Annotated in this window: 18 protein-coding genes, 1 tRNA gene and 1 riboswitch; of the genes, 3 read left to right on the top strand and 16 right to left on the bottom strand. The window is 66.5% G+C overall.

Annotated features, from left to right (window positions below):
- Positions 1-116: 116 nt before the first annotated feature.
- The 13 genes from AC1ME3_RS06990 to AC1ME3_RS06930 all read right to left on the bottom strand — a co-directional run bounded on the left by AC1ME3_RS06990 (position 117) and on the right by AC1ME3_RS06930 (position 10,713).
- Complete coding sequence (locus AC1ME3_RS06990) at positions 117-2,390, bottom strand: DUF2460 domain-containing protein (RefSeq protein WP_480955393.1); 2,274 nt, start codon at positions 2,388-2,390, stop codon at positions 117-119.
- 168 nt (positions 2,391-2,558) lie between these two features.
- Positions 2,559-3,107 carry a tail tape measure protein gene (locus tag AC1ME3_RS06985; protein WP_480955785.1) on the bottom strand — a complete coding sequence of 183 codons (549 nt, stop codon included), beginning with the start codon at positions 3,105-3,107 and terminating at the stop codon, positions 2,559-2,561.
- On the bottom strand, positions 3,097-3,219 hold the full coding sequence (locus AC1ME3_RS06980) for a phage tail assembly chaperone (protein WP_480955784.1): 123 nt from the start codon (positions 3,217-3,219) through the stop codon (positions 3,097-3,099). The genes AC1ME3_RS06985 and AC1ME3_RS06980 overlap by 11 nt, the downstream gene beginning before the upstream one ends.
- Positions 3,220-3,284: 65 nt before the next feature.
- Entirely contained in the window at positions 3,285-3,599 is a 315-nt protein-coding gene (locus tag AC1ME3_RS06975; protein ID WP_133032131.1) for a gene transfer agent family protein, read from the bottom strand.
- Positions 3,600-3,772: 173 nt separating this feature from the next.
- The gene (locus AC1ME3_RS06970; RefSeq protein WP_480955392.1) at positions 3,773-4,180 is read right to left on the bottom strand and encodes a phage tail tube protein; all 408 of its coding nucleotides are present in this window, start codon (positions 4,178-4,180) and stop codon (positions 3,773-3,775) included.
- Positions 4,181-4,206: 26 nt separating this feature from the next.
- Positions 4,207-4,557 (bottom strand): DUF3168 domain-containing protein, encoded by a 351-nt coding sequence (locus AC1ME3_RS06965; protein WP_480955391.1) that lies wholly within the window; start codon positions 4,555-4,557, stop codon positions 4,207-4,209.
- A gap of 29 nt (positions 4,558-4,586) precedes the next feature.
- Positions 4,587-5,135: a head-tail connector protein gene (locus AC1ME3_RS06960; RefSeq protein ID WP_480955390.1), complete on the bottom strand. Its 549-nt coding sequence runs from the start codon at positions 5,133-5,135 to the stop codon at positions 4,587-4,589.
- Positions 5,136-5,306: 171 nt separating this feature from the next.
- Positions 5,307-6,308: a phage major capsid protein gene (locus AC1ME3_RS06955; RefSeq protein ID WP_480955389.1), complete on the bottom strand. Its 1,002-nt coding sequence runs from the start codon at positions 6,306-6,308 to the stop codon at positions 5,307-5,309.
- A 216-nt stretch (positions 6,309-6,524) separates the two neighbouring features.
- A complete protein-coding gene (locus AC1ME3_RS06950; protein ID WP_480955783.1) occupies positions 6,525-6,953 on the bottom strand; it encodes an HK97 family phage prohead protease in 429 nt (142 codons plus the stop codon).
- On the bottom strand, positions 6,950-7,255 hold the full coding sequence (locus tag AC1ME3_RS06945; protein WP_183129183.1) for a DUF6127 family protein: 306 nt from the start codon (positions 7,253-7,255) through the stop codon (positions 6,950-6,952). The genes AC1ME3_RS06950 and AC1ME3_RS06945 overlap by 4 nt, the downstream gene beginning before the upstream one ends.
- On the bottom strand, positions 7,255-8,388 hold the full coding sequence (locus tag AC1ME3_RS06940; RefSeq protein ID WP_480955388.1) for a phage portal protein: 1,134 nt from the start codon (positions 8,386-8,388) through the stop codon (positions 7,255-7,257). The genes AC1ME3_RS06945 and AC1ME3_RS06940 overlap by 1 nt, the downstream gene beginning before the upstream one ends.
- A gap of 170 nt (positions 8,389-8,558) precedes the next feature.
- Complete coding sequence (locus AC1ME3_RS06935; RefSeq protein WP_480955387.1) at positions 8,559-9,989, bottom strand: DNA-packaging protein; 1,431 nt, start codon at positions 9,987-9,989, stop codon at positions 8,559-8,561.
- Positions 9,979-10,713, bottom strand: a complete 735-nt coding sequence (locus AC1ME3_RS06930; RefSeq protein WP_480955386.1) for a hypothetical protein — start codon at positions 10,711-10,713, stop codon at positions 9,979-9,981. Before AC1ME3_RS06930 ends, AC1ME3_RS06935 begins: the two co-directional genes overlap by 11 nt.
- A gap of 324 nt (positions 10,714-11,037) precedes the next feature.
- Positions 11,038-11,277: riboswitch (cobalamin riboswitch) on the top strand.
- 169 nt (positions 11,278-11,446) lie between these two features.
- Here AC1ME3_RS06930 and AC1ME3_RS06925 point away from each other — a divergent pair.
- Positions 11,447-13,633: a TonB-dependent receptor gene (locus tag AC1ME3_RS06925; RefSeq protein ID WP_480955385.1), complete on the top strand. Its 2,187-nt coding sequence runs from the start codon at positions 11,447-11,449 to the stop codon at positions 13,631-13,633.
- Between the two features lie 377 nt (positions 13,634-14,010).
- Here the strand turns inward: AC1ME3_RS06925 and AC1ME3_RS06920 are convergent, their stop codons facing one another.
- The 3 genes from AC1ME3_RS06920 to AC1ME3_RS06910 form a co-directional block, all read right to left on the bottom strand.
- Complete coding sequence (locus AC1ME3_RS06920; RefSeq protein ID WP_480955384.1) at positions 14,011-14,601, bottom strand: PIN domain-containing protein; 591 nt, start codon at positions 14,599-14,601, stop codon at positions 14,011-14,013.
- A 2-nt stretch (positions 14,602-14,603) separates the two neighbouring features.
- On the bottom strand, positions 14,604-15,059 hold the full coding sequence (locus tag AC1ME3_RS06915; protein ID WP_480955383.1) for an excisionase family DNA-binding protein: 456 nt from the start codon (positions 15,057-15,059) through the stop codon (positions 14,604-14,606).
- A gap of 339 nt (positions 15,060-15,398) precedes the next feature.
- Positions 15,399-15,472: transfer RNA gene (locus AC1ME3_RS06910), tRNA-Gln, on the bottom strand.
- Positions 15,473-15,657: 185 nt separating this feature from the next.
- On the opposite strand from AC1ME3_RS06910, the gene AC1ME3_RS06905 reads away from it, so the two are divergent.
- Positions 15,658-16,701, top strand: coding sequence for a Ppx/GppA phosphatase family protein (locus AC1ME3_RS06905; RefSeq protein ID WP_480955382.1), 1,044 nt, complete (start codon positions 15,658-15,660; stop codon positions 16,699-16,701).
- The gene (locus AC1ME3_RS06900) at positions 16,698-17,369 is read left to right on the top strand and encodes an RlmE family RNA methyltransferase (RefSeq protein ID WP_093398175.1); all 672 of its coding nucleotides are present in this window, start codon (positions 16,698-16,700) and stop codon (positions 17,367-17,369) included. The genes AC1ME3_RS06905 and AC1ME3_RS06900 overlap by 4 nt, the downstream gene beginning before the upstream one ends.
- Positions 17,370-17,542 lie beyond the last annotated feature (173 nt).

Genomic DNA, 17,542 nt, shown 5'->3' with positions numbered 1-17,542 from the left:
CCTTGCGCGTGGGAGGGAGAGGGGAGTGAGGCTAGGGACACAAATCCCAACCACCCCTCACCCTCCCGTCGCCAAGCGGCTCCTCCCTCCCTCTCCCCGGCGGGGAGAGGGAAAGATCAAGCCTCCCGAACCTCAACCAGCGGCACACTCGCCGCCACCCCAGCCAGAAACGTAGCCCGAGCCACGCTCAACCGATCCTCGGCAAACCGAACCGGCACATCGAACGCGAACCCCGCCGTCACCACAGCCCCAACGGCAGGCGCCACATCCAGCACCACCCACCCCCCAGCCTCGACAGAAAACGCCAAAGTCCCAACGCCCCCCAAAGCCACCGAAACACTGCCAGCAACCGGCCGGGTAATCCGCCGCTCAGCCGCCCCGTACGACTTTACCAAGGCAAACCGCCGCAAGACCCCATCGCCAACCCCAACGACCTCCCCGACAGCGTCGAAATCGAAAGGATCCCGCAACCGAAACCCCCGCGCCGCCCCCATCCGCGCCCGAAAGAACGCGAGCAGCACCGCGATGTCCGCCTCGCTCCGCAACCCCGGCCCGACATCGTACGACGTCCGAGCCTCCGCCCACGCCGCGTTCCGAGCCTCCCGCCCCCCCGCACTCGTCAAGATCGCGGTCGAAAACCCAGGCGCCACCTCGGCCTCGCGCCCCAGTTCCAACGGAAACAGCACGTCATCGAACGCGTCCACGGCATCCTCCTGTTCCGTATCAAAATGCACGAACCCATCCCGCATCACCTGCGGCAGCGCCCAGAGGAACGTCTCCGCCACCCCCCGCGCCCGAGCCACCTCGGCGGCGGCCTCGATCAGCCCCCACTCCGCCGCCTGGTCAGGCTTCAACACGAACCCCGAAAGATAATGCTGCCTCTCGACCGGATACCCCAGTCGCGCGAACGCGACCGCCACGCCCTCCGCAGACGACGCAGAATCCCCCGCCGTCACCCAGTCGTAATCCTCCAACTGCAGCACGTCGAAGGCAGGACTAGCCCACCCCACCGGCATGTTCGCGCGCTTCGCCTCCGGCGCCTTCGCATCGAGCACTGTCGGCAAATACGTCAGCAGATGCGACACGCATTCCGGCGCCACCGCTCTGGCAGCCGCCACCAGCGCCGCCGTGGACGCCGCCAGGCAAAACCCCGCCGCATCCAGCGTAACGATCTGCGCAGGCGTCTTCGACCGCCGAATATTCGCCATCGCCACGGGCGCAAACGCCGCCACCGCGCTCGCGTCGTAAAAGCACGGCCGGCCGTCCGGCATCACCCACCACCACGGCTCGCCGACCTGGAACTTGGGCGCCAACCCCGCGGCGACGGCAATCCCCATAAAGGCCCGAGCCACGGCTTGCAGATACCCCATCGCCCCAGCATGCGCCGGCGATAGCAGCGTCGAAGGCGGCTCCCACCCCGTCAGCGCCGGCGCCCCATCGGCCGCCCGCTGCTTCCAGTCGCTCCAGCAATGCGCATCGAACAGCTCATAACTCAGCGACCAGATCACATCGAAACCCAGCGCCTTTGCCCGCGCCGCGAAATCTCGATGCCAAGCCGCACAAGCGACGTTCAGGACGCCCCCCACTGCCGACACGTAAAACCCGCCCCCAGCCCCCTCGAGCCGGAAATAATGGCTCATCCCGACATAATGCGTGATGCTCCCCCGATACCCGAGATGCAGCGCATTCCGCAGCAACCGCGCCGGCGTCAGGTTATAGCTATCGTCATACCCCCCAGCGATCCGAACCCCGTGCTCCGGCACGACGGCATCGCCGATCGCCAGCACCGACCCCGGCCCCTCGCAAACGAGGTCGGTCCACTCGACCCACCCCTCGCGCGGCGCGGCCAGCGGCACATCGACCTCGCTATACTCCGGCGGCACCACCGACACGAACATCCGGTCGATATCCCCCGCCCACACCGGATCGCTATCCTCGGGCAGCTCATACCCGCCGACCATCGCCCCGAAATCCAGCGAGACGACCGCATCCTCCGGCGCTCCCACCGCATAATTCCACAACCGCACATACCAGGACCGAGCGACCCCAGCCGCATCCCGCCCCTCGATCGTGAGAGTGGGCCCATTGATGGCATCCAACGCCATCACCCCCGAAGACCGCCACCGAAACCGCAGCCGACAGTCCCGAAAATCCCGCGAAGTCTCATACTTCAGTAAAGGATGATCGAACCGATCCACCGCCTCCCAGATCACGCCCGCCAGATCATCCGCCCTATAAAACACCGCATCCACCCGCAGGGACGCGGGGCCAGTAGTCACAACCGAAGCCATCATCGGCCGCGGAAAATCCACCGTCCAAAACCGAGGATCGAACCGAGAAACAAGCCCCCCGACCTGCACAGTCCGCCCCGAGCAAAGCCAATGCGCCATGAAGATTCTCCAACTTTCCCTCGCCCCTCCGGGGAGAGGGAGGGGCCCGCGCGCCCTTGCGCGTGGGAGGGAGAGGGGCGTGAGGCTCGGGACGCTGATCCCAAAGCCCCTCACCCTCCCGTCGCAAGAGCTCCTCCTTCCCTCTCCCCGAAAGGGAGAGGGACAAGGTCACTCCACCGCCAAAGCCGCCTTGACCGCCCGAGCCACCTGCCGGCTCGACTGCGCCAACACCCCAGGCGCACTCCCCCCGGCAGCATTCACCGTGATCGCGACCCGCACCTCGCGCACGCCACCACCAGAACCAGCCTCGACCCGCCCGCTCGAGGTAGGCACGAAAACCTCCGCCCCCCGCTCCCCCACGACATAAGCCCGCCCCGGGGAAACCGGCCCACCAGTCGCCCGCCCAGGCAACCCAGCAACCAGCCCCGCCAGCGCCCCACTCAAACCCCCACCACGCAACACCGACTGCACCCCAGCCTTCAAAGCCGCCGAAGCAATCGCATCCAGCGCCGACAGCGCCACCCCCTTCAACTCCTCGAACCCCAACTTCCCAGACCGAACCGCCCGCAACAGCCCCGCCTCAACCCGAAGCGCAGCCCGCTCCGCCCCAGCGCCGAGCACCCCCTCCAGCTCACCCCGCATCGCCTCGACGTCACGCGAAAACCCGGTCGTATCCGCCCGCACGCTCACCAGAGCCGCATCAAGATCATCCATCAGGAAAAGCCCCCCTCAAACGCGCGATCGTCGAAGCATCGGGCGGCGTTTGCACGTCCCCCACCAAAGCCCCCACGACTCCCGCCAATTCCGCCGGCGTAGCCCGCCAGAACATTTCCGGCGCCCACCCCAGCACCGCGCCAGCAAAGCCAGCCAACCGCGCCGCATTGTCGGAGAACGTCACTTCCCCGCCAGGATCTGCCGCAACAGCCCCCGCAAAACCGGCGTCACCGCCGCCAGCCCCGCCTCGACGACCGCCTCCCCCAACCGTTCCCGAGTAACCCCCTCGGGACACTCGCGCAGACAATGCCAGAACAGCCCCACCATCTCCCCAATCCCGAGCTTCCCCTCCGCCGCGCGCTCCACCAGCGCAAACAAAGGCCCCAACTCCCCCTCCGCCGCCACAAGCGCAGCAAAGCTAGGCCGCAAAACAAGCACCTCTCCCCCCACCCGAAGAGATCCCTCCCCCCGAACCGGATTCGCCAAATCACCCATAAGATGTCTCCAAAATTCCCTCGCCCCTCCGGGGAGAGGGAGGGGCCCGCGCGCCCTTGCGCGTGGGAGGGAGAGGGGAGTGAGGCTAAGGACCCAAATCCCAACCACCCCTCACCCTCCCGTCGCCAAGCGGCTCCTCCCTCCCTCTCCCCGACGGGGAGAGGGACCCAAACTCACCCCACAACAACAGCCCCGGAACTCTCCAGGCTAAGCGTGTAAGACCGCTCCCCATTGAAATCCCCGGCATAGTCTAGCCGAGACACTAGGAACTTCCCCGTCATCGTGTCCCCCCCCTCGAACGCCAGCCGATAATCATCGAGCACACCGGTCAGCGCGCTAGCCTTCACCCGCAACTCCGCCACCGACCCGGTAAAGACCCCAGCCCCCGAAACCGAAACACTCCGAACCCCAGCCCCCGAAAGCAACTGCCGCCACCCCCCGGAATCCTTGGTAGTAACAACGATAGCCTCCCCATTGACCGACATCTGCGTCGTCCGCAGCCCGGCCACCGTCGAGTAGACCACCGGCACCGCCCCGTTCCCCACCTTCAGCAGGAACGCACTCCCCTTCTCCACCGCCATGTCCGTCTCCCCCAAAACCGTGCCACTCAGCTCTCGCGGTACATCCGCACCAGAAACTCCGACGTCCCCCGCCACCGATCGCCGACCCGCAAAACCCGAGACCGCACCAGCGCCAGCCGAACCACCCGCCACCCCTCACCAAGATCAGGCGCCAGAGCCTCCAACCCCTCCTCCGCCGCCGCCAGCAGAGCGCGGACCCGAACCGGCCGCTCCCCCCCATCGAACAGCGTCAGCAGAACGCGCCCCTCCCGCCCGACCCAGGTCTTCGTGCTCCAGTCCGACAGCACCGGCTCGTCGACCACCGCATAAGGCAGCCCACTCCGAACCGGCGGCGCATCGAACACGCTAACGTCCAGCACAGCGTTCAACCGAGCCACGACAGCCGCCTGTAAGACCACCCGCCCGCTCACGAATGCACCCCAGCGGACAACCGCATCCGCCGATAAGGTCGCCACAAAGCCGCCACCGCCGCCGGCGGCGCGACATCGCTTTCCCGGTGATCGAACAGATGCGCGACCAGCATCGCCACCCCCTGCGCGATCGGCGCCGGCACCGCCTCGAAACTCAAGGCCAGCCCGGCCGAATACGCGACAGCCACCCGCCCGGCCGATCCCGCGGCAAGAACCCGAACCCACCCGACCCCATCCGCATCGATATCGACCGCATACGCCCCGACCGCCAACACGAACGGCGCCCCCTCGCCAGGCAACCCGGTCAACCCGGAAATCACGGTGACGGGCGCGACCAACAGCCGCCGCCACCCCGCCGCACTGGTCACCACATCCTCGAACGGCCGCACGATCACCGCCGCCCCCAGGAAAGCCTCCCCCAGCAGCAACGCCGTCGACGCCAACCGCGCCAGCACGACATCCTCCCCGCTCTCCACCCGCAACAAAGCCCTAGCCGCGACGACCACCTCAGCGATCACCCCGGCAGAAATCGCCGACCCACCCATGGAATTTCTCCTATTTCCCTCGCCCCTCCGGGGAGAGGGAGGGGCCCGCGCGCCCTTCGCGCGTGGGAGGGTGAGGGGAGTGAGGCTCGGAACCCCCGCCCCAACTCCCCCTCACCCTCCCGTCGCAAGTGCTCCTCCTTCCCTCTCCCCGCAGGGGAGAGGGGGCACCACTCAAGCCACCGAGAACTTCATCAGCTTGATAGCCTCGGAGTTCGTCACGCACCCACCGACCCGCTTGGTCGCGTAGAAATTGACGAAAGGCTTGTTCGAATACGGATCGCGCAGGATCCCCGTCTCCGTCCGCTCGGCAATAATATACCCCGCCCGGAAATTCCCGAACGCGATCGCCAGCGCATTCGCCGCGATATCCGGCATGTCCTCGGCCTCCACCACCGGATACCCCAGCAGCGTCGCCGGCACCCCGGCCGCCAGCGAAGGCGCCCAAACGAACGCCCCATCCGTCGTCTTGAACTTCCGGATCCGCGCCAGCGTCGCCGCATTCATGACAAAGCTGGCCCCTTGCCGATAAGGCCCGCGCAAAGACTGAACCAGATCGATCAACCGCTCCTGCGGGCTGGCCGAAAAGTCCCCCGCAGTCCCGCTAGCCAGATACTGCAAAGTCCCGAAAGCCCGAACCCCATCCGCAGTCGCCGCAGTAGCCGACGTCAGAAACCCCTTCGGCCGCGACACACCGGAACCCGACACGAACGCCGCCCCCTCGGCCTTCGCGAACTCCATCGCGATCTCGCCCGCCAGCCACTCCTCGACATCGAACGCCGCGTCATCCAGCATCGCCTGGCTAGCCGACGGATTGGCATACAGCTCCCCCGTAGGCGGCGCGATCTCGACGAACACCGGCGAAGCGGTCTCCGGCCGCGCCGCATTCTCCGCCGCCCAACCGGAAGGCGTACCCCCAGTCGTCACCAGCTTCCGGTACCCAGCCGACTCAACCTTCACCACATTGGCGATCGCCCGGATCGGCGACACCGCCTTCAGCAAAGTATCGATCTGAGCATCAATCTCCCGCGGCACCGCAAACCCGCCCGCGTCCCCCGTAACCCCGGTAAAAGCCTTCATCTCCAGCGTCGCGCCAGTCCGAACGAACCCCGCAAACGCCGCATTCTGCGCCAAGGGGGAAGCCCCCGCCAAAACCGGCCGGTCAACAACACTCATGTCCATCTCCTCCACCGAAAACGAAAAAAGGCGCCCCGCAGGACGCCCCATGAAACTCAAAAATCCCCTCGCCCCTCCGGGGAGAGGGAGGGGCCCGCGCGCCCTTGCGCGTGGGAGGGAGAGGGGAGTGAGGCTCGGGACCTAAATCCCAACCACCCCTCACCCTTCCGTCGCAACAGCTCCTCCCCCCTCTCCCCGACAGGGAGAGGGAAACCGCTAAGGCACCACCTCAACCCGGGCCAAAACCTGCATAGGCACCGCCACCAGACTAACCTCGACCAAGTCGACCGACAGCAGCTCCCGCCTCACCCCCTGCCGCACGGACGTCGCCCGATACCCAACCGACAACCCAGCCACCGCCCCAGCCCGCACCAGCCGAGCCAGCTCAAAATCCGCAACCACCCCCTCGACCCGCAACCCCCGTGCATCCTCCGCAACGACGGACAAAGACCCAACCGCCACACCCCGATGCTGCCACAACAAAGGCACCACGCGAGCATCAGCAAAAGCCCCCCGCCGCACCACATCCCCCGCCCGATCCACCACATCGAACACCGCCGCATACCCAACGAACGCCACTTCGCCCCCTCCCCGTTCGTCCCGAGTAGCTGTCGAGCCTGTCGAGACGGCGTATCGAGGGCTCACTTCAACCACGCGGCAAACCCCAGTTTCACCGCCAGCCCCGCCAGCATCAGCGCCATCGCCAGCCGAGCGATCCACCCCACGACCGCCTTCCACACCGACCGCTTCGCATCCCGCCAAGCCGCCAGCAGCTCGCGCAACTCCGCGACATCCTCCCGAGCCCGCTCATCACTCAACGCCACCCGCGCCAAGGCCCGAGCCGCCCCCAATTCCCCCGCCTCCTCGACGATCGCCCGCAACGTCACCAGGTCGACGCCCCGCTCAGCCCCCTGCCGCATCAACTGCGCCAAAACCGCCCCATCCATCACGCCACCTCCTGAATCTCGAGCAACGCCCGCTTCTCCACATCGCTAAGAAACGAAGCCCCGCTCACCATCCCCCAAAGCCGCTCGCGATCCTCCGCCAGCGCCGGCACCCGGTCGAGATCGACCGAAATCGCCGCCCCCTCGAACCACCCGGCCAGCCCCTGCGCGATCCCGCCCAACACTGCGGTCGCCAGCGGCAAGATCGCCAGCCGCCAAAGCGCCCGGTTCGCCTCGCGGTAGTTCGCATAGGAATTGTCCCCCGGCAGCCCGAGCAGCATCGGCGGCACCCCGAACGCCAGCGCGATCTCCCGCGCCGCCGCCGCCTTCGTCCCCACGAAATCCATATCCGCCGGCGACAAACTCAACGCCTGCCACCTGAGGCCCCCCTCCAACAGCATCGGCCGCCCCGCATTCCCCGCCCCCGAGAACGACGCCTCCAGCTCGCCCCGCAACCGCTCGAACTGCTCGGTCGACAGCACCGCGCCGTCCTTCGGATCATACATCAGCGCCCCCGAAGGCCGCGCCGCGTTATCCAGCAAAGCCTTGTTCCACCGCGCCGCCGCATTGTGGATCGCCACCGCCCCCGAAGCCGCCCCCAGGCACCCCAACCCATAATGATCGTCGACCGGATTGAAGCTCTTCAAGTGGATCACCTCGGGCCGAACCGGATCCGCCTGCAACCGCGAAACCCGCTCCCCCACCCGGTACCGGTAAGCAGCCGGCCACCCACTAGCATCCGGCTCCACCGTCACCCGCTCCGGCCGCAACGCATAAAGCTCCGCCGCCCCGCCCTCGACATCGCGCAGCACCTGCACATACGCATTGCCGTGCAGCATCAGGTGCGCCGCCACCGTCTCGATCAGCGTCTGCCCCCCCGACCGCACCGTCGCCAGCGCCAGCAACGCCGGATCCGACGCGACGATCGGCGCGCTCCCCAGCCCCTCCACCACCAGCTTGACCGCCCGCTGCGCGATCGGATTATCCAGATACGCCTCGCGCACTTGCGCCTCGTAACTCCGCGGCCACTCGCCAAACGCCGCCCCCCCGATCGCGCCCCCGAATCCGGCCACCGCCGACCGAGACAACACCGGCCGCGACTCATCGCGCCCGGATTTCCACCCGAACAATTTCATGCCGATCTCCTCTGAATTCCCTCGCCCCTACGGGGAGAGGGAGGGGCCCGCGCGCCCTTGCGCGTGGGAGGGAGAGGGGAATGAGGCTCGGGACCAAAATCCCAACCACCCCTCACCCTCCCGTCGCAAGAGCTCCTCCTTCCCTCTCCCCAAAGGGGAGAGGGCCACCCCTAAAGCACCCGCACCGAAACCCGAGCCCGCGGCCCCAGCATCACCTCGGTCATCGCCCACACCAGCGCATCGGCCCGATCAGGCGACCGCCCCGGCCCCTCATACCCCCCGCCCGCGATCAGCCCGCAAAGCTCATCCTCCAGGTCCGGAAAAGCCCCCACATGCCAGGCCCGCCCAGACTCATACAAAGCCACCACCGGTTCAGCCCGCGCCACCTTCCCCAGCGAAGCATGCACCAGCTTCACCGGCATCGCGCGATCAGCGCCAGAAAGAACACTCCCCACCATAGTCCCCCCCTGGTTAGCCTCCGCGATCACCCGGTCCGCCCCATGCCGCGCCGCGCACTCCGCCACCGCCCGAGCCCACCCCTCGGGACTAGCCCCGGACACGCTGGCGTCCTCCAGCACATACGCAAACCCGTTATCCCCGAGCGCCACCACCACGATCCCGCAAGCATCCCCAGGCCCCCCGGACACACTCCCGGCGGGAGGATCCACCCCAACGACAACCCGCACGACGGCCGGTGCAAAAGCCACCCGCCGAGACTCCACCAGCTCCCGCGTCCACAACGCGCCGACAACATCCTCGATCAGCTCACCATCCAGCTCCTGCCGCCCCAACCGCGTCCCCGCATAGGACGCGGTCATCGACTCCACGAAACTCGCCGGCAGATGCACGTTATCCCGCGTCCGCCCCTGCGACCGCACCACCCCCGGCAGCGCCAATATCCGCCGCAACAACGCCACCGGCCGCGGCGTCGTCGTCACCACGATCCGCGGCAGCGTCCCCAGCCGAAGCCCCATCATCAGGTTATCCCACGTCGCCTTCCCGTTGCGCCACTTGGCGACCTCGTCGCACCACGCCACGTGATGCTCCGGCCCGCGCAACCCCTCCGGCGCCTCCGCCGAATACGCCGACGCCAACGCCCCATTGGCAAACCGCAGCTCCCCCAGCCCAGCCCGCCACACCGGGTCCTCGTCATCGCGCGCGACGGCGAGCAGCCCGCTCTCCCCCTCGATCATCACCCGCCGCACATCGTCGATGGTCGCCCCCACCAGCGCGATCCGGGCGTCGGGATTGTCCCGCGCGACCTGGCTGACCCACTCCGCCCCGGCCCGCGTCTTGCCGAACCCGCGCCCGGCCAAAATCACCCAGATCCGCCAGTCGTCCGCCGCGATCCGATCACCGATGCGCCGACCGTCGAGGCACTGCCCCGGATGCGCCCAGACGGACCAGCGATCGTTCAGCTCATGCTGCTCGGCCGGGGTCAGCGTCCCGACCAGCCGCGCCCGCCGCGCCGCCGGCAACGCCGCCAGCTCGGCGATCACATCCCGGCTATCCCCCGCATCGCCTTCACCCCCCACGCCGTCCTCCCCCACGCCGTCCGAACCCCCGCCAGGCGTGCCCGCACCAGACCGGTCATCGCTCATGCCGAACGTCCTTCTCAGGAGGCTTCGCAGGGGGCTTCTCAGGGGGCTTCTCAGGAGGCGCCACCGGAGAAGACCCGTCATCATCCGACGGTGCCCCCAGCACGATCACCGCGACCGGCGGCGCCAGCCGTTTCGCCAGCGCATCCAGCTTCTTCGCGATCGAGGCATTGGTCTGTTCGGGCGACGCCCGCCGATGCCGCGTCTTCTGGCGCTTGCCGCCCTCAGCCTGCGCCGCGCGATACCGGCCCAGCATCGCCAGCGCGACCTGCACCGCCTGCATGCCTGCCAGCCGCACGACTCCGGTATCGGGTCCCGTCCCCAGCCCCGCCTCCACCCCAGCATCGAGCGCCACATCGCCCTCACCGCCAGTCCCCGCCCCAGCCGCCGCCTCGCGCGTCTCCTCCCCCCAGTCGCCGCTCAACCCCGCGATCGCCGCCGCCAGCAACGCCTCCTCGAGCCGGTCATAGCCACCAGCCAGCGCCGCCGCCCAAGACGCGGCGAAGACCGGGTCGCGCAGCCGCAACGCATACGCACCGCTCAACGCCAGCCCGACACTCGCCGCCGCCGCCCTGACGTTGCACGTCGTCCCCAGCGCCCGCAGGAATTCCGCCCGCCGCGGCTTGGTCCATCCGTCGTACCGCAGCGCCCGCCTCTGGATCCCCCGGTTCCTGCTCCCGTTCACGATCGTCCCGCGCCGCCCGTCCGCCAAAGCACCCGTGCCCACGCCGGCACTATCTCCCACCTTCCGAAAGCCCATCATACCGCGCCCCCGCTACCTCATGAACAAACCCGCCAGAACGCAACGAGGGCCGGCAACGCCCGAGGCTCCCACCCCGACCGTCCCGGCCCCTCGTCTCCGCAGCCAAGCCACCCAGCCCAACCCGCAATTCTTCAGCGTTCTTGTTATGTACCGAACGAGCGTGACGATGTCAAGCTGTTTTAACCTATATGGTTCACCCCGCGCGGTCCGCGACGGTTCCCCGTGGCGATTGCCCGCAGCCGTCGATCCGGATACACCCTTCCCGTCGACCAGCTCCATCGGAGCAGGTCGACATGATCGCGTCGGTGTCCCGAGAGGGACTTAAAAGGGAACGCGGTGAGGATGGTTCGCCGTTCGAAGCCGAGGCTGTCCCTGCAACTGTAAGCGGCGAGCGCGATGCATATCGCTCCTTTCTCGAACGAAAGGGGCAGCCACTGGGCCAGGCGTGATGTCACGCACGGCCTGGGAAGGCCGTGCATCGTGTGACGACCCGTGAGCCAGGAGACCTGCCGGCGTCTGGTCGCTCTTGCCTGGCCCAGGGGGTGGCCGCGGCACGGTACTCCGTCGAGCGACGACGTGTGCGGTGAGGACCGCACGGGCATGCGTGTCGGTCGCGATGGCGTCCGGCTGGCGCGGATGCCGGCCGTTCGCGGGAGGTCCTTGCCGGGTTCGCTAGACGCTCCGGGGAATTACCGTAATGCCATTCCTGACATCTCGCCTCGCACTTGCGGGGGCTTTGCTGTCGCCTGCGTTCGCGACACCGACCGGCGCACAATCCGCGCCGCCCGCCAGCACAACCGCCAACACCGAAGACATACTGGTCGTCGGCCAGCACGCGAAGGACACGCTGACCACGGTCAACACGACTGGCAGCCGCCTCGGCCTCACCCCGCTCGAGACCCCCGCGACGATCTCGGTGATCGATGGCGATACGATCCGCGCGCGCGGCGACATGTCCGTGATCGACGCGGAGAGCCGCGCACCGGGCATCAGCAACGCTGGCAACCCCGGCAATGGCGGCACCGCGCTCGCCGCCCGCGGCTTCAGCGGCCAGGGTTCGGTGCTCCAGCTCATCGACGGCGTGCGGTTGTTCCCGTCGGCGGGCACGATCACCTTCCCGACCGATCCGTGGATGGTCGAGCGCATCGACATCCTCAACGGTCCCGCCTCCGTGCTGTACGGCCAGGGCGCGCTGGGGGGCGCGGTGAACGTCCTGATGCGCAAACCGGATACGCAGCACACCGAGGTCGAAGGCGAGATCGGCTATGGTTCGCAGGACAGTTTTCACGTCGCGGCCGGCGCTGGGGGGCCGATCACCGACCGCCTCGCCTACCGCATCGACGGCAGCTACCGACGATCGGACGGCTATGTCGATCGCGGCCAGTCGCGCAGCTATGCGCTCTCCGCCACGCTACGCTGGGCGCCGACCGACACGCTCGTCGTCACCGCCCGTGACGACTACGGCAACCAGAACCCGATGCGCTATTTCGGTACGCCGCTGATCGACGGCCGGCTCGACGACGCCAATCGGGAGCGCAACTACAACACGCGCGACGGCTACATCCGCTACCGCGACAACCGCTCGACGGTGCAGGTCGACTGGACGCCCAGCGATACGCTCACGCTTAGCAACCAGGCGTATCGCCTGACGTCCAAGCGTTCCTGGCTCAACCTCGAAAGCTATTGCTGGATCGCTGCGGATGGTTTCTGTCCCAACGGGTATAACGCCGATGCGGGCACGCCAGGGCGCATCTTCCGCACCGACATGACCGGTATCGTCCACGACCAGACGCAATGGGGCGATCAGGCCAGCCTCACGCTCAAGACCCCGATCGCGGACGGCATCGACAATGATTTCGTCGCGGGCTTCGACGTCAACCTCATCAAGCTGACCTATTCGCACAATTTCGGTTCGGACCCTCAAATCTCCGAGGTCGATCCCTTCGCCTTCGATCCCGGCCTGATCGTCGACACGCAGGGGATCGCGCCGCGCTATCGCACGCGCACCGACGAATACGCGCTCTTCGCGGAGGATCGCCTGAAGCTCGGGACGCACCTCTCGATCGTCGGCGGGATACGTTACGAGCGCGACAAGGTACGACGCTGGACGATCGACTATCCCAGCGGCGTCTCCACCGAGACGTTCGCGCTCGACAAGCGGCTGCACAACGTGACCTGGCGCGTCGGGAGCGTCTATCAGCCGATCCCGACCGTCTCGCTGTACGCGCAATATGCGACGGGCGTGGACCCGCTCGGCACGCTGACCACCTATTCGACCGGGCAGGTGCAGTTCAGCAACGCGGTCGGCGACCAGGTCGAGGTCGGCGCGAAGGCGGTGTTCCTCGACGGCCACGGCACCGCGACGCTGGCCGCCTACCGCGTCGTCAAGAAACGCCTCCTGGCGCAACAGACCGCGACCAGCCCGATCGAGCAGGTCGGACAGCGATCGGCCAAGGGGATCGAGGCGGCGGTGGCGCTCGACCTGCCCTACGGTATCGGGATCGACGCCAACGGCAGCATCCTCGACGCGACGTTCGACGACTTCATCTCCGGCGGCACCAGCTTCAACGGCAACACGCCGCCCGACGTGCCCGAGACGCTCGCCAATCTCTGGCTGCGCTGGAACGCGACACGTGCACTTCAGGCACGCGCCGGGCTGCGCTACGTCGGCCGCCGCTATTCGGACAATGCCAACGGCTTCCGCGTCCCCAGCTACACCACGGTGGACGCGACGCTTTCCTACGCCGCAACGCCGCAGCTCGCAGTCGACATCCACGCCTACAACCTGTTCGACACGACCTACGCGCTCAACACCTACAACAACCAGCAATGGGTCCTCGGCCGCCCCCGCGCGATCGACATCGCACTCCGCTTCGGCTTCTAGACCCATCGACGACCGGCACCGGGCGAGTTCGCCCGGTGCCGGCTCGGTCTTCGACGCCGCCGACGGCGCGCAATCGGGTATTCGGCTACCTGATGATCATGGAGTGTATTCGACAACCCATTATCCCGCCACGCAGGGTACGAGCCCTCGCTGGTACACGAGTCCCTGCCTGCCCATGGGACTGGCACCGAGTGGTAATCGAGCCCAAGTCGAACACGTCACGCCGATGGCCACCGCTTACTGGTGCCGCAACTGTTGACGCCCACGCACTGGGTCTTGCTTATCCCCACAAGTTAAACCAGCGCATGCTTAATCTCGAGGAAGAATGCAGCACGCCGTAAACTCGAACGAAAGACATCCGTTTTGACGCGCCACCCCTACAGCGATAGAACGTGCGTGCGCAGGACGTCCACGGTCTCGGTCAATCCGTCGGCCTCCATCTCAAGAAGCATGGCCTCGGCCGTCTTTTCAGGCTTTTTGAACCTCTCGCGCATTTTTCGAATAGCAGCGACAGCGCGGCCGGTATCCAATGCGATGGTGTCGGCGATAAACTGATCAGCCGATCGTGCTTCCATATTCAACGTACTGAGAATTGCTTCAGGAAAATCTTTCAAATTTTCCGTGACGATGGTCGCAGCCTGTGTCTTCAGTGCAGCCGCCACGACATGTGCATCGTCGGGATCGGGCAGTCCTGCACACGCCGATAGAAATACGTCGTAGTCCACGACGATCGCGTCCTCGAACGCGGCTTCCATATATCGGCGAGCGCGCTTTCCTCGTTCGGCCGCGTCATCGACAGCCTTTGCCATGAGTATTTTCGAGATCGCAGCTTCGGTCTCGTCCATCACCTTGACGGACCAGCGCACGCGGAAAAATTCGGCCTCGGCGAGAGTCAGTAAAAGGTTACGCTTCAGCGTGCCCGCCAACGTACAAGCGTCGATGAACGCGGTGTACCGGTTGGCGAACAAGCCTAAAGGGACTCCCCATCCATTTCGGCCAGAGCCGACAATGCGTTGCCGCGCTTGTCATCCCTGGCGCGCTTGTACGCGAACAGGTCCTCCGCCTTGATGCGACGATGTCGCCCTACCGTGTCGAACGTGATCTGATCCTTCTCGAGCAACGAGATCAGAAAAGGGCGAGAGACGTTCAGGATGTCGGCTGCCTGCTGCGTGGTCAGCATCTGGCTGACGGGCACCAGGGTTACCGCGTCCCCCCGCCCGACATGGCGAAGCAACTCCATAAGGAGTTTCGATAGGCCGGGCGTAAGCGTGACCTCTATTGGTTTCTTGTTGTCGTCTAGAACCCTGAGCGTCGCATCGCCCGCGGCTTGCGACGCTAAAATCTGGCGCAGTTGATTTGCCGCCGCCTTCTCAACCGCGGAAGGCAGGCGACTGCCGAGCTCTTCGGCAAACGCTGGCATGGTCATGGGGCGTCTCCGTTGCAAATCTACTAGGCCATATTCGAAATAAACGCAATAGGCGAAATAGACGAAACGGGCTGGTAGTTCCCATCCGGTGAAGCGAATATTGGCGCTGGTTCTGGTTTCGATGTTACTGTCGCAGGGAAAGCGACGCTTTGTTCGTAAGCCTCCGACAGTATCCGTCTGCGCCAAGACCCCATGGGTTTGCCGGCCAGCCAATTCCTAGACGGCAGATTTCTCGCACATCCGCAATCTACGAAGCCACAAAACAAGTATCGATGTGGAAGCGCCAAAGTCTGACGCAGGCGATGGTTTGCCATCGCAACCGCTTGAGCGGGAAAGCGCTGGATGCCCCGTGAGGATTCGAACCTCAATAGGCGGTATCAGAAACCGCAGTCTTACCATTAGACGACGGGGCATCAGCGAGGGCGGGCTCTACGGGTGGCCGCCGAGGCTGTCAACGCCAAGATGATGCCGTCCCGCCACTTCGCTTGCGTAATCGCGCCGCCGCGCTACATTCGCATCCAAGCACCGGGCGGGTATTTTCCCGCGGCGGCAGACATAGATAGCGAGTTTTACGGCGATGGGGGATGTTTCCGCCCGAATGCCGTTCCGGCAGGATGGTCCTGCCCGTCCGGCGGCGACCCGGCCCTCTCGTGGGCGGTGGGCCGATGCGCAGGCGTTTGCCGCGCTGGATCTCGGCACCAACAATTGCAGATTGCTGATCGCGCGACCGCAGGCTGGCGGCTTCGCGGTGATCGATGCGTTCTCGCGGATCGTCCGGCTGGGCGAGGGATTGGCCTCGACTGGCAAGCTCAGCGATGCGGCGATCGAGCGGACGATCTCCGCACTGCGCGTGTGTTCGGACAAGTTGCAGCGGCGCAACGTCACGCTGGCGCGATCGGTAGCGACGGAGGCGTGTCGGCAGGCGTCGAACGGCCCCGCCTTCATCGCCCGCGCGCTCGCCGAGACGGGAATCCACCTCGACATCATTTCCGCCGAGGAAGAGGCGCGGCTGGCGGTGCTCGGTTGCCATGCGTTGATCGAGCCGGGGGAGGATCCCGCACTCGTGTTCGATATCGGCGGCGGGTCTACCGAGCTCGTGCTCGTCGATACCTCGACGCCGGTCCCGACCGTGCTCGACTGGCATTCAGCGCCGTGGGGCGTGGTCTCGCTGACCGAGCATGCGGGCGGTGGCGAAGGCGAAGAAGGCCGACGCGCGGCGTATGCGAAGATGCGAAGCTTGGTCGCGGATAGTTTCGCGGGGTTCGCCGCACGCCTACCCCGGCATATCGAGCGGCCGCGGTTGCTTGGCACCAGTGGCACGGTGACGACACTCGGCAGCGTGCATCTCGGGCTCAGCCATTACGACCGCTCGGTGGTCGACGGGCTGATCGTGCCCGCCTCGGCGATGCGCAAGATCAGCGCCGACCTTTCCCATATGTCGATCACGGAGCGCGCCAAGCTGCCGTGCATCGGCAACGAGCGCGCCGACCTGGTGGTCGCGGGCTGTGCCATTCTGGAGACGATCATGGATCTATGGCCCGCCGAAAGACTCGGCATCGCCGACCGCGGCATTCGCGAGGGTATTTTGCGCGGCTTGATGGGCTCGCCCAAGCCCGGCAAAGCCGCGGGAGCGGCGGCATGAGCCGCGGCGGTTCCGGCGGGCATGTCCGCGTCCTCACCGCGCGCAAGCGAACCGCGCAGTCGACCCGCTGGCTCGAGCGACAGCTTAATGATCCGTATGTGAAGCGTGCGAAGGCCGACGGCTATCGCAGCCGGGCGGCGTACAAGCTGATCGAGCTCGACGAGCGGTTCGAGCTTATCCGCGGCTCGAAGCGCGTGGTCGATCTAGGCCTCGCGCCGGGTGGCTGGGCGCAGGTAATCCGGCGGCGGATCCCCAAGGCGACGGTCGTGGGCATCGATCTGTTGCCGGTCGATCCGATCGAGGGCGTGACGATCTTCGAGATGGATTTCCTCGACGATGCAGCCCCGGGCAAGTTGATCGAGGCGCTGGGTGGCGCACCGGACCTCGTGCTGTCGGACATGGCGGCGAACACGGTCGGGCATCCGCAGACCGATGCTTTGCGGACGATGGCGCTGGTCGAGACCGCGCTGCACTTTGCCTGCGAGGTGCTGGAGCCGGGTGGAACGTTCGTGTCGAAGGTGTTTGCCGGGGGTGCGGATTCCGAACTGGTTGCGGAGATGAAGCGGAACTTCAAGACGGTGAAGCATGCGAAACCGCCGGCGAGCCGGAAGGGGTCGGTCGAGTGGTTCGTGGTAGCGCAGGGGTTTAAAGGCCGAGACCCGAAATAGCGCTGCTATTTTGGACCAGTCGAAAGCCCGGCTAGCGTTGCGCAGCAACGACTGACGACGCGGCTTAGCCGTGGCGCCCTGCTTAAGGGTTATACCAAAGCGTCGCGGCTGAGACTGCACCGCCGCGAAGGCGGGGATCCAGACTGGGCTCCCGCCTTCGCGGGAGAACAAGG

The sequence above is a fragment of the Sphingomonas sp. BL2 genome, assembly GCF_056680015.1.
Note: the sequence above shows the minus strand (reverse complement) of the source record. Positions and strands in the feature narration are given on the sequence as shown.

What these genes read in the sequence shown, in the direction of transcription:
- AC1ME3_RS06935 (WP_480955387.1), bottom strand. Translation starts at nt 9,989, where the DNA reads ATGAGCGATGACCGGTCTGGTGCGGGCACGCCTGGCGGGGGTTCGGAC.
- AC1ME3_RS06975 (WP_133032131.1), bottom strand. Translation starts at nt 3,599, where the DNA reads ATGGGTGATTTGGCGAATCCGGTTCGGGGGGAGGGATCTCTTCGGGTG.
- AC1ME3_RS06990 (WP_480955393.1), bottom strand. Translation starts at nt 2,390, where the DNA reads ATGGCGCATTGGCTTTGCTCGGGGCGGACTGTGCAGGTCGGGGGGCTT.
- AC1ME3_RS06945 (WP_183129183.1), bottom strand. Translation starts at nt 7,255, where the DNA reads ATGGATGGGGCGGTTTTGGCGCAGTTGATGCGGCAGGGGGCTGAGCGG.
- AC1ME3_RS06980 (WP_480955784.1), bottom strand. Translation starts at nt 3,219, where the DNA reads ATGTTCTGGCGGGCTACGCCGGCGGAATTGGCGGGAGTCGTGGGGGCT.
- AC1ME3_RS06915 (WP_480955383.1), bottom strand. Translation starts at nt 15,059, where the DNA reads ATGACCATGCCAGCGTTTGCCGAAGAGCTCGGCAGTCGCCTGCCTTCC.
- AC1ME3_RS06960 (WP_480955390.1), bottom strand. Translation starts at nt 5,135, where the DNA reads ATGGGTGGGTCGGCGATTTCTGCCGGGGTGATCGCTGAGGTGGTCGTC.
- AC1ME3_RS06905 (WP_480955382.1), top strand. Translation starts at nt 15,658, where the DNA reads ATGCCGTTCCGGCAGGATGGTCCTGCCCGTCCGGCGGCGACCCGGCCC.
- AC1ME3_RS06955 (WP_480955389.1), bottom strand. Translation starts at nt 6,308, where the DNA reads ATGAGTGTTGTTGACCGGCCGGTTTTGGCGGGGGCTTCCCCCTTGGCG.
- AC1ME3_RS06940 (WP_480955388.1), bottom strand. Translation starts at nt 8,388, where the DNA reads ATGAAATTGTTCGGGTGGAAATCCGGGCGCGATGAGTCGCGGCCGGTG.
- AC1ME3_RS06925 (WP_480955385.1), top strand. Translation starts at nt 11,447, where the DNA reads ATGCCATTCCTGACATCTCGCCTCGCACTTGCGGGGGCTTTGCTGTCG.
- AC1ME3_RS06900 (WP_093398175.1), top strand. Translation starts at nt 16,698, where the DNA reads ATGAGCCGCGGCGGTTCCGGCGGGCATGTCCGCGTCCTCACCGCGCGC.
- AC1ME3_RS06970 (WP_480955392.1), bottom strand. Translation starts at nt 4,180, where the DNA reads ATGGCGGTGGAGAAGGGGAGTGCGTTCCTGCTGAAGGTGGGGAACGGG.